This window comes from Pseudomonas sp. B21-028 (assembly GCF_024749045.1).
Taxonomy (GTDB): domain Bacteria; phylum Pseudomonadota; class Gammaproteobacteria; order Pseudomonadales; family Pseudomonadaceae; genus Aquipseudomonas.
In genome coordinates this window covers 2,497,675-2,509,371 of the sequence record NZ_CP087184.1, presented here as the reverse complement: position 1 = coordinate 2,509,371, position 11,697 = coordinate 2,497,675, and the positions used below count along the sequence as shown (strand labels likewise).

Here is an 11,697-nt window from a genome sequence, read left to right as displayed (position 1 = left end):
CTCGAACTGACTGACGTTCATTAGAATTGAGATGAGCCAGGAACGCTTGACTGAGCGTGACAGGGCTGCTTTGCATTCCTTGCCAACCTGATCTGCTGGCGTCTATTGACGGAGCAATGAGACATTCATTCGATAATCTCGTGGGGATAGCTGAAAACGACGCTTGAAGGCGCGGCTGAAATGAGCAGCGTCGAAAAATCCCCACTTGAAAGCGATTTGCGTGATGGATTCCTGGGTGAGCTCATAGGCACAAAGATCGTGTGCAACCCGTTCCAACCGTCGACACTGAATGTAACGACTTATCGTCTCACCCTGTTCTTCGAACAGCCTGTACAGCTGTCTGACGGAGAGGCGTAGTTGACTCGCCAGGTTGGCAGGGGTGAGCGAGTTGTCCTGCAATTGCTCATCGATCAGTTTGATCGCCAGGCCATACAACTCACTCGGTTCAAGCTTTTCTTCCATGACCGGTAGTTGAGCCTGATCACTCAATGCGGGCCTCAGCAGCGCCAGCAACGCTGACTGTATGGCGTTTCCATCTTCCTGTGGATGTCTGACACCGTTGCAGAGTTGCGGATCACTGACGGAGTGAATCAAGGTGCGCATAAGCCGTGTGGAAACGCAATTGCGAGACAGCTTTCCAAACAGCGGCTGCCCCTTCAGCTGTTGTTCGACGATGTCGCGCAGCAAATGAGTCGACACATTTTCGATCAATCCACCCGGCTCGATTTCAAATGCACTGGCCGAATCAACCAGTGCCAGATCCCCCGTGGTCAACTCAATCGTTTGTCCCATCTGCTGGATGCGTTGCCGACCGCTTCGCTGAAAAATCAGAAAGCAATACTGATCGTCGCCGTGATCGGCGTTGGGGCACCGACGGGCAATGTACCCGGCGTTGGTCCTGACATGGGCGATGCCCAACCCGCCAAAGTCCCGCCGATGGATCTCCCCGATGAACAAACCATGACGCTGCGAGGGCGTCGTTGAGAGATTTCCACAGGCGGATTGAAGAGAAGCGCTCCAGTATTCGAACGTCGCTGAATTATCGCGGGAAAAGGAAGGAATCATGGTTGCACCTCAAGGAGGCCGGCATCTGCGTTGTTATTTTAGTTAACATATTATCCATTTATCCAAAGCGCAAGCCCGCGGGCGGATTGAAAGGGGCTTGCAGATCCTTTTCACAACAAATCCGAGTGCTCTCATTGAATATCCGCCAGCACCGCCTGATTGCGCCCTCGCTCCTTGCCCACACCGAGCAGCCGCGTCGCCTGGAGCAACCGAAACAGCGGCGCGGCTACCTGGTTTTCCGGGATGGTAGATCAGCGTGCCCTCCCCGTTCGGCGATGAACAGCGTGCTGTACGCGCCGTGCGCTTCATCAGTTCATCCAGCAGAACGTCGACACAGGCCAGGATGCGGTGCTTGCCGGAGGCAGCCACATCGGGCGTGGCGATGGTCGTCATCCAGGTATTGCTGGAGTAATCCCAATACATGCGGGTATGGGATACGACCCAGGGGGTTTCTCGCGCCATCTATCGATTTCCTCTGCCGCCATCTCCCGATGGCGGTGTTTGACCTGATCAGCGCATTTGCGCATAGGGCGAAAGTGGCTCGACCGGCAAAGGCAGGTTGCCTTGCCAAGGGTCAAAGGTGTATCGCAGGTACAGCAGGGCGCGACTCGGCGCATAGTCTTCGCTGTGTTGCCAGGCCAGTCCGCCGCCCAATACGAGGTGATCCGAAAGACGGCGCTCGACCAGGCCTTGCAGGCGCACGTTGGCACCGCTGGTGGAGCCTGCGGCCTTGACCTGGTTCACATTCTCGGCGGTAAAACCTGCTTGCTGCACGCTGCTCAGCCAGTTCGCTCCGGCCCCCTCCAGGGGATAGAGCTCACTGGCCTGGGTGGTCGCATAAGCCCAGCCAAGCGAACCTTCCAGCCGCACCGACCAGTCGGCGTTGCGCCAGGCATAATCGAGCGGAACACCCAGCGAGTAATATTGCTGGGGGCTGTAGTAGCCACCCTGCCCAAGGGTGAACTCGCTCAGGTCCTTGTCATAGCCCCAATACATCAGTGTCAGGCCGGTCTGCAGACGCTCGTCGGCCCGTTCAATCAGGTTGTAGTAGTAGCCGCCCATCGCCGAACGACGGCTGTTATTGGCGACGTTCTCGCCCCGCAACCAATGCGCGCCAAGACTGGCCCAGACACCGTCCACCGTGCTGGTCGCATGGCTCAGGTCAAGGCGCAGGCCATTGGCGGTGACGCCGCCCCAGCGAACGCCGCTGACGGGATCGACGGCTCCGGCGTGGGACAACAGCGAATCGCTCACCGGTCGGCGCGAGGCCGTGAGTTTCCAGTTCAGGCTGTTCCAGTCACTGGCAAAGCTGACCCCGCCCAACCAGTTCGCGACGGGGAAGCCTTCGGCGGAATGGCCGATATCCACGGCCCAACGCTCATCCCGCCAACCGATTGCCAGTGTGCTGCCACGCGCACGTTGCGTCTCGCCCGGGCAGCCGCCGGGAGACAGCACACCGGTTGCACGATTACGCAAGCGGATCGCGCAAGTACCAAATCTTTCGCGATGCAGGCCGTCGGCATCGGTGTCGAAGGCTCCAGCATCCAGATCGATGTTTTCGGCCTGGACAAAGCCTCGGCCTTGGGCCACCGGCGCGTCGATGCGCAGGATCGAGGTCTGGGCCAGCAAGTCGGAGACACCCGGCGTGGTGTTGTCGGAACGCCAGGCGATGTCATGGTAGAGATGGACCGTCGGATTCTGTTGCTGGTACACGCCCTCGACTTCCTGACGCAAACTGCGTGACAGCCAGTCGTCGCTGTCTTTCTCGCGGCTGGCCAGGGTCAGGGCGCGATCGTCCCGGGGGCTGGCCTGGGCTGGGCTCAGCAGGCCGGCAGCCGCCATGCCACGGGCGTATTGATCGAATGCCACTTGAGGTTGTTGCCTGGCCATCAGCCGGGCGCCGTCGCGGTAGATCAGCGGATCGCTTTGCGGGGTGTTCAGCAATTGCGCGAACAGGGCATCGGCCTTTTCCGGATGGCCAACGGCGGTCCAGGCATTGGCCTGGCGTCGCAGGTGGTCAGGGCTCGCGGCCGGAGCTGAAGCCATTTGCTCCAACCGCTGCTGCGCCGGTTGCATTTGACCGTCGGCGATCAGGGTTTCGATCAAGCCCAACTGCGCCTCGGCATTCTGTGCATCACGCAGCAACGCTTGGCGGTAATAGGTTTGAGCCTGGACCCGGTCACCGCGCTGCAATGCCCAACCGGCGACTGTCGCCAAGTCCTCGCTGTTGGGCTGCTGCAACAACAGGGTCACCGCCTGGACTTCATGACCGGCGTCGCGCAGGGCTTTGGCTCGCGCCAGCAGCAGGCGGCGCTGCAATTGACTGGCCAAATCCTGCATGGGCTGACTCCAGGTCGATCGTGAGATCTGCGTCAGTGCGTCCAGCGCCTCGCTGTCCCGGCCGGTGGCATTCAAATACAGCGCCTGGGCATAACGCGCCTCGGGATTGTGTGATTGACGCTGCATCAGTTGGCGGAAGGTGTCCTCGGCCGCGCCGGTCTGTCTCAGCGCCTGCTGGGCCTTGGCCAAATGAAAGGCCAACCAGGGGTCGTCCCCATCGAGCATTCGGGCCTTGAGCAGCAGACTGTTGACCTGCGCCCAATCGGACCGTCGCGTGGCAACATCGGCCTGGGCCTTCAAACGCGCGAGCGCGAGGCTCTGGCGCAACGCCTGGAATTCGCGCGACTGCGCAGGCGAGAGCCTATCGAGAAAGGTCTCAAGCTGCTGTGGTGAATGGGCCTGGTACAGACGGACCAGTGCCCATGACGCCCTGGCATCGCTCGGCCGCATTTTGCGGGCCTGCTGGTACGCCTTCTCGGCCTTGACCAGCTCTTTGCGCCGCAGGGCCTGATCACCCTGGCGCAACAGTATTGAATAATGATCGATGGCTTTCGGGCCTTGCTGCCGACGTTTGGCCGCGGCCTGCCAGGCTGGATCGGCCAAGCGTTGTTGTTGAAGCTGCACCTGCTCGAAGGCTTTTCCCTTGAGAGGCGAATCGGGATAGTGAGCGATAAAGTCCTGCCAGCCGCGCACGCTGTTCGGGCTGATGGGCAGACGGTTCAGGTAGTTGAGTTCCTGCTGGGCGGCATCCCTGCTCGCCAGTGGATCACTCGCCAACCGATGCAGAATCGCCAAGCCCTCGGCGTCTTTTTTCTGCGCGAACAACAGGTTCGCGAGCACCAATCGCAGGCCTGTATTGCCCGGATACTGACCATCCAGTGCCCGCAGTTGTTCGATGGCCGTTGTCCGCTGCCCGGGCATGCCGCTGCGTGCCTGCCAGTACTCCACGGCGCTGGCAAGATCCGGCGGGGCATCACCGAATAATTGTCGGTACACCCCGACCGCCTCCTGTGCTTTTCCCGTCGCCGCCAGTTCCCGCGCCTGATGCAAGTCCTTTTGCCCCTTCACGCTTTGCAGCGTGAACAGGCTACGGGCCTGGAGCAGCTCCTGGGAATCCGGCGCCTGGCGCTGCAAGGTCTCCAGCAAGCGCGCGGCCAGCGGCTGATCCTGTTGCAGCAGCGCCTGGCGGATCCCGGCGACCAGCACTCGTGGCTGGTCGGGGGCAATCAGGTTCAGGCGCGCCAACGCGTCACGGACCAGGTCTTCGCGATAAAGCGCTTCGCCGGTGCGCATCTGCTCCAGAAACCGTTGTTGCTGATCAATTGGCGTGGCGGCCTGGCTTAGCGCGGGCTCACACAGACATCCCAGCAGCAACGCCCATCCCACTATTTTTTGCATGCGCCCGCCCAATTCGGTAGCAGACGTCCGTTCTTGTCAAATCGATATCGCCGCTCATCCCAGCCTTGGCCGAATAACAGCAAGGAGCGGTTGTAATAAGCATCGGGGGCGGGTGGTTCCTGGCGCAGCCGTTCACGTTGGCCCTTCAATGCCTCAGCGCTGGCGGGCGCACTGGCCAACAGGGGTAGCAGAGCCGCGGAAAAGCCCACGGGGCCCTTGCCGGTGTCGGCACCGGTGCGGGTGTCGAGCATTTCCGGCACCGCCCCCTGACGCGTGACCTGCGCCAACATGGGTTGGAAATGCTCGAGCAACTCACGCCGTCCGGACGCATCCTCGGCCAGCATTCCGAGCCATAGATAGACTCTGATCGCGTCGTAGCTGCCCTTGGTGCCCGTCACGCTATCGGCCGCCCAGCCCTGCCCGGTTCGCCACAGTAACCAGTCGGGGGCCAGGCCCAAGGGCGAGCCCTCCATCAGCATGCGCTGCGAGTTGGCGGCGAGTTCGCCCCAGATCGGCGCCACCTGGGCAAACCGCGCCAGCAGTTGCGGGGGAAGATAGCTGGGATTCAGCCGCCAACTGTCGGCGCTGTCAAAACCCTGCCCTCCCGGGAGCAGCATCAGGCCCAGCCCTGGCACATTGCGCATGCTCTGCGCCGCACTCAGCCAGAGCATATTGAGCCCGAGCTTTTCATAGGCGGGTTGGCGCCAAAGTCGCCCCGCCTCCAACAGGCTGTAGGCGATCCACAAATCGGAGTCACTGGCATTGTTGGCGTCGAGGACCTTCCAATGGCCTTCCTGGTCGCGGCCCCATTGCCAGGCCGGCAACCGGCGAGACAGGTCGCCGCCGGCCAGATTGTCCTGGGTCCAGCTCAACAACCGGGCGAAGCTCGCCCGGTCATTGGCCAACAGCGCGAAGAACAGGCCATAGCTCTGCCCTTCCGACGTGGTGATCCGTTGTTCGGTGGAGAGGTCGACGACCCGGCCGTCAGGGCTCACCAACACCTGCTTGTAGGTTTCCCAGGCCGGCCAGCCGCACTGCGCCGCACTCGCCGGGCCAACGACACACAGGCTCAACAGCAGCACCAGAAAACCTCTCACGGGCATCACTCCTGACCCATCAGCCGCCGCCGGGAAACCCAGCCGAGCGAGCGCCACAATACGAATGCAATGAGCAGCACGATCAGTACCACCGTCAGCGCCAGCAACACCGGGTGCTCGGAGAGTTGGAACCAGAGCAGCAACCACCAGGGCAGATGTCCGACGAAGTACTGCTCGCCAACCTGGCTGCTCTCTACGCCGCTGCTACGCAGCAGCGCTACGGAACCCGCCACGACGTCCATCTTCCCGCCGTCAGCGAGCGTGTCGCGCAGCAGTTGGTAATCGGCGTCAGTGTTGGCCTGCAGCGCGACAATGCTGCGTTGCTCATGGAACGGAGACTTGAGCCCGACGAAGGCGGCAATCGGCGCCTGGGCCGAGACCTCGACCCGATGGGCCGGCTGGCGCCTGACGTCGTTGAGCTGACCGACACGCGCCGACGAACCGTTTAGCGACTGGCTGGACGGTTCCAGCAACCAATCATGGAGGTTATCCAGTACCAGATTCATATCCGGGTTGCTGCCGATATCAGCTCCCAGCCCTCCCAACACCAACAGGTCGGCATCCGTCCGGGCCGCCATGCCCCAGTCGGTGGACAGTTGCAGACCCAACGCCGGCGCACCCGAGCGTGCGCTGATCGCGGCCACGGTTTCCAGCAATGTGCTGATCTGCACCGCACTTCCTTGGGCCGGCACCATGACCAGCGTTTGCGACAGATCGGCCATGCGCGTGAATGGGAACCCGCTGCGGGCAAACGCCTTCAGATCCGGCATGGCGATGAAATGGTGATAGCCGGACAAATCGATCGTCGAGGCTTCGTCAATCACCGCCTGATTGCTTGCCGGCAAAATCGTCTGGCAATGATCACGTTGAGCGCTGCCAAGGGTGCTGGCAAAGTTGAAGTCGAAGCGCAGGGTGTTGCGTTCGCCGACTTTCAGCGCGGGCACCCACACCTTCTCGTCGGGATTGGCAGGGTCAGTGGACAGCACCGCCAGGCGCAGCCTTTGCAGCTTCGAGCTATCACTGCTCGGCAAGGGCAAGCTGCTGATGAACTGATCATTGAGATTGATGTTCAGCCGCGACTCATCGGTGACCACGCTGGGCGTATAGCGATAGTTGATCTGCAACGGGACCCCTTGGCTGCGCCAGACAAACAGATCCGGCGGCAGGTTGAGATCGACGCTGATCGGCGCCGGGCGCAAGCCGCTTGCCTGCAACTGCCCGGGGTAGCTGATCAACTCGGCGAATCGGACCGCACGATCAGTGCGAATCCAGTTAGGCGCGTCGTAGGGTTGCCGGGGCTTGAGTTGCTGCAGCTTGTCCACCGTCACCCGCGAACCGCGCAACAGATCCCCGCCCAGCGCCAGTGCGCGGGCAGCGACAAGCAGATCCTCGTCATCACGACCGAGCACCAGCAGCACCTTGCTGTGAGGCGCCTGCGGGTTGTCGATCATTTGCAGCACCGGTGCCGCGACCTTTGGAAACTGCTCCAGGTCGGCCAGGAACGGCGGGCGACGGTCATTGGTGGCGAATACAATCGCAGGCGTGGCGCCGGTCCCGGCCTCGGGCAGACGGTCGAATAACACCGGAAAACGCATGCCCCGCCAACCGGCCTTGCTGCCGAAATAAGACGCCAGGACGCCCGCCGCGCGTTGCTCGCCCAATGTGGGCGAGGCTGCGAAAACCATGTTCAGACTCGGCTTGTCCTGGCCCCGTGCATCGAAGAACGGCAAAGGGAAATAAGCCAGGTCGTTCTTCAGCGACAATGCCTGCTCGTGCAGTTCGATCTCGCTGCGACGGCCGATATTGACCCATAGCGCATTATTGGCCGGATCTTCACAAACGTCGGTGTAGTGGCCGACGAACTCCAGGCGTACCCGGTTGAAGTCTGTGATCAACAGCGGATCCAGCACCACGTCGCGGAATGTCTTGCGCCCCAGTTGTTCTTTCTCGATGGGTAGCACACTGACGAGCACATCATTGAGATACACCCGCAGATGTGACAACACCGGCAGCAACGCGGGCGACGGTGTGAACTCCAGCCGCAAGCGGGCATCGCTGGCGATGCGGTCGCGACGCAACGAAAATTCGATCTGCTCGCTGTCATGAATCCCCAGCAACAGGTTGTCGGCGGCGTGACCCAACTGACCGAAATTGTAGGTATTGCTCCAGCTCGGGACCGAATCGAGCGGCGGCGTTGCGAGGCCTTGGGCCTGTGCGCCGCCAAGGGTCAGGAGCGCCAGGCCGGCAACCAGGGATTTACTGAAATAGCGACTCATGTTGGGTTCACTGACCGAGAAGAAGATGAAAAAAACGAGGACGGCATCCGCGGCAGGTAACTCAACAACCAGCCCAGCAGGCGCAGTGGCGGTCCGGCCACGCGGCGGACCCACACAGGCAGGTATTGGTAGAGTTGGAAGTAGCCCTTGGCACCGAGTTTGAAAATATCGATCAGGCTGTGCAGGGGCCTGTCCGGGACATAGTTTTCACCCCAATTCAACCAGGCATCGGCACGGGCGAACGTGCACTGCACAAAGTCGATTTTTTGCCGGGTGGACAATTGGCCAAAATCGATGCCAACGAATTGCTCGTGGCTGCGGCTGACCAGACCGGGAAACAGGAACTCTCGCGAGTCACGCTGCATCAGCAACGAAATACGCCCGCCAACCGGCAGCGACAACGGCACATCGATCTGTACGCCGACACCGCCATCGGAATAATCAAGCAGCGTGCCCGGGTACGAATGGCCGCTGTCCAGGCGCACCGCCACCGGTAACCGGGTCTGCACCCGATGCGTCTGCCGTACCTGGCGAACTTCGGCCGCGACCGCGACCGCCGCACCGAGGATCAACAGGTTGTAGATCACCCACAGCGAGCTCACCAGCACCGTGCCGACCTCATTGTCCGGCCCCGTGACCAACCGCCAACAGGCGAAACCCAGCCCGGCGATGTTCAGGCCCGCCAGGACCAGATAAGGCCGGGCGATTTTCCAGTCGAACCGGTCGTACGCCATCAGGCCACCCTTGGAGGTGACGTTGAAGGTGCCTTTGTTCGGGCTGAACAGTGCCACCGTGGTGGGTCGGGCGATGTACCAGGCCAGGACGGTCTCATAGACCTCGCCCCAGAACGTCTGCCGATAGCGACCCTGCATGCGCGAGTTGGTCAGGCTGGCATGGATCATCGGCGGTAACACGTACAACAGGATCATCAACGCCGGGGCATAGATGATGTAGGCGTGCAGCAGCAGGAAAGCCAAGGGCGCGATCAAGAATATCAACCGCGGCAAACCAGCGAGGAAGTGCATCATCGCGTTGGCGTAGCAGATCCGTTGGAACACCGTCAGGCCCTTGCCCAGCAACGGGTTGTCGGTACGGAAAATCTGCGCCATGCCTCGGGCCCAACGGATGCGCTGGCCGATATGGGCGGACAGGCTTTCCGTGGCCAGGCCGGCCGCCTGGGGAATGCGTACATACGCCGAGTTCCACCCGGCGCGATGCAGGCGCAAGGCTGTATGGGCATCCTCGGTCACGGTCTGCACCGCAAATCCGCCGATCTCATCCAGCGCCGAACGCCGCAGCACCGCACAGGAGCCGCAGAAGAAAGCGGCATTCCACATATCGTTGCCATCCTGGATCAGGCCATAGAACAGTTCGCCCTCGTTTGGCCTGTTGCGGAACACCGAGAGGTTGCGTTCGAAAGGATCCGCGGAGAGGAAGTGATGGGGCGTCTGGACCAGCGCCAATTTCGGATCGCGCAGGAACCAGCCCACCGTCAACTGCAGGAACGAGCGAACCGGCATATGGTCGCAATCGAACAGGGCGACCAGTTCGCCGTCCAGGCGACCCAACGCGTGGTTGAGGTTGCCGGCCTTGGCATGGCGATTGTCCGGACGAATGATGTAGCCGACCCCGACTTCGGCGGCGAACTGGCGAAAGGCTTCGCGCTTGCCGTCGTCCAGGATATGGATCCGCAGTTTTTCTTCCGGCCAGTCAATGCCCAGGGCGGCGTAGACGGTGCCGCGCACCACCGAAAGGTCCTCGTTATAGGTCGGAATCAATAAATCGACGGTCGGCCAGTGCCGAGTATCGTCCGGCAACTGCGCCGGCTCACGGTTCAGTGGCCAGCAGGTCTGGATGTAACCAAAGATCAGCACGATCCAGGAGTAAGTCTCCGCCGCCAACAGCGCCAGGCCACAGGCCAGATCCAGGGGCTGATCCCAATTCAGTGTCGAGGTGTAGCGCCACCACAAGTAACGGCAGGAGACAATGGTGGACAACACCACCATCAACAAGGTCGCGAAACGCCCGGGCATGCCGCGCACCAGCATGGCCAGGCCCCAGAGCAAGAGTCCGAAGACCAGTTGCTCCACATAACCAAACGGTTCAGTGATGCACAACACCGTCAGCAGAACCAACTGGGCGACCAGGAAACCGCCAAGCAGCCATTGGCGGTGCCGCTCCAGGCCTTTCCACCAGTGGACGCCCTGGGTGACTCGCGAGTGGTCGCGGATACGTCGGGTCTGCTGTTGGAGCGCATTGCTCAGCTGCAGCCACACCGTCCGATTCAGGGCGACGACCCGCGTCCACCCGCTAAACGAGTTCGACCGCTGCTCTGGCGCGACCGGTCGTATCAACAGCAACCAGATGCTTTGCAGGACGTAACGCAAGGGATCGCCAAGACTCGGCGACTTGGCGGCCAACTGTGGATACCAGCGTTGCCGCTGGTCCAGCAACTGACGCCAGGCGGCCGACTCCAAGCGCAACACCAACCAGGCCAGGACGCTCGCCAACGCCAGCAGCAGCGCAACCAGCGGGCCGCATCCGTGCTTATTGCGCAAATACTGATAAGGGAAGCAGCGGGCGATCATGCACCCTCCCCTTGTCGGGTCTGGCACCATATCGCCAGGCTGAGCGCGTCCTGCGCCACCAGGCTGCCCGGCGCATAGCGGCCCACCGGCTGCTTGCAGGCCAATGCTTCGCGCATCGCTTCATCGCTGTGCACGGTCACCGGCAGCAGCCGCGCATCATAGTGTTGACGCCAGATCAGCATCAAGTCGCGTTGAATCTGACTGGCTGGATCGAACCGATTGAGCAACAGGTAGTCGGCCATCTCCTCCTGCTGTTGCAGCAAGACGTGACAGGCGGCATCGGCCTCGATCACCTGAATCTGCAATTGGCAGGACACGGCGCTGTCATGCCAGGGCGTGCGATGGGGAAAATCGAACAGTATCCAATCGAAGTGCTCGGCCAAGGCACTCATGCGCCTGTCCCAGAGTCCGGGCTGATGGCTCAACTCCTGCTCCAGATGCATCTGCTCGGCCCTGAAGAGTCGACCATAGGGCAGCAGACTGAAATTCGGCGCGAGGTTCCAGAACTGACCTTTCCAATCCTGGCCATCGAGCAGGGCTCGCGCCCAGCCGCTCGTCTGCGTGACGGCCAGGTTGAAGTGCAGGCGCAGCAGATTCTCCGGGCACATATCCACCAGCAGCACGCGCTGCTCCAGGGTGTGCAGGGCGTAACCGAGGGCTGCCAGCAACGAACTGCTGCCAGCGCCACCGCGCAAGCCGTGCAAAGCCAAAGACGTCACGTTGCCACCTCCGACTCGTTCTGGCGCGCCAGCGAAACCCGTGCCCCGGGCGCCCGTTGCACCTGCTCGAACTCGGCGAGCAGCGGCCAGCGCTGTAAGGCACGTCGCAACTCTTTCTGAAGCGAGACGTCGACATATTTCAAGGCGGGTAATTGCAACTCGGCCTTCAATCGAGCGATGTCATCGGCCCGCTCTGTGCGAGTCAGCAACCTGG

General features: G+C 61.6%; 8 protein-coding genes. All 8 read right to left on the bottom strand.

Features of this window, described 5'->3' with window-relative positions:
• Positions 1-102 precede the first annotated feature (102 nt).
• Genes feaR through bcsR form a run of 8 tightly spaced genes read right to left on the bottom strand, consistent with a single transcriptional unit; the run spans position 103 to position 11,692 of the window.
• Positions 103-1,065, bottom strand: a complete 963-nt coding sequence (gene feaR, locus LOY35_RS11410) for a transcriptional regulator FeaR (protein ID WP_258632560.1) — start codon at positions 1,063-1,065, stop codon at positions 103-105.
• 42 nt (positions 1,066-1,107) lie between these two features.
• Entirely contained in the window at positions 1,108-1,527 is a 420-nt protein-coding gene (locus LOY35_RS11405; RefSeq protein WP_258632558.1) for a hypothetical protein, read from the bottom strand.
• A gap of 48 nt (positions 1,528-1,575) precedes the next feature.
• Complete coding sequence (locus LOY35_RS11400) at positions 1,576-4,803, bottom strand: cellulose synthase subunit BcsC-related outer membrane protein (RefSeq protein WP_258632557.1); 3,228 nt, start codon at positions 4,801-4,803, stop codon at positions 1,576-1,578.
• The gene (bcsZ, locus tag LOY35_RS11395) at positions 4,791-5,906 is read right to left on the bottom strand and encodes a cellulose synthase complex periplasmic endoglucanase BcsZ (protein ID WP_258632556.1); all 1,116 of its coding nucleotides are present in this window, start codon (positions 5,904-5,906) and stop codon (positions 4,791-4,793) included. The genes LOY35_RS11400 and bcsZ overlap by 13 nt, the downstream gene beginning before the upstream one ends.
• Positions 5,906-8,176 (bottom strand): cellulose biosynthesis cyclic di-GMP-binding regulatory protein BcsB, encoded by a 2,271-nt coding sequence (gene bcsB / locus LOY35_RS11390; RefSeq protein WP_258632554.1) that lies wholly within the window; start codon positions 8,174-8,176, stop codon positions 5,906-5,908. Before bcsB ends, bcsZ begins: the two co-directional genes overlap by 1 nt.
• Complete coding sequence (bcsA, locus tag LOY35_RS11385; RefSeq protein ID WP_258632552.1) at positions 8,173-10,764, bottom strand: UDP-forming cellulose synthase catalytic subunit; 2,592 nt, start codon at positions 10,762-10,764, stop codon at positions 8,173-8,175. The genes bcsB and bcsA overlap by 4 nt, the downstream gene beginning before the upstream one ends.
• Positions 10,761-11,483 (bottom strand): cellulose biosynthesis protein BcsQ, encoded by a 723-nt coding sequence (gene bcsQ / locus LOY35_RS11380; RefSeq protein ID WP_258632550.1) that lies wholly within the window; start codon positions 11,481-11,483, stop codon positions 10,761-10,763. The genes bcsA and bcsQ overlap by 4 nt, the downstream gene beginning before the upstream one ends.
• Positions 11,480-11,692: a cellulose biosynthesis protein BcsR gene (gene bcsR / locus LOY35_RS11375; protein ID WP_258632548.1), complete on the bottom strand. Its 213-nt coding sequence runs from the start codon at positions 11,690-11,692 to the stop codon at positions 11,480-11,482. The genes bcsQ and bcsR overlap by 4 nt, the downstream gene beginning before the upstream one ends.
• Positions 11,693-11,697: the final 5 nt, after the last annotated feature.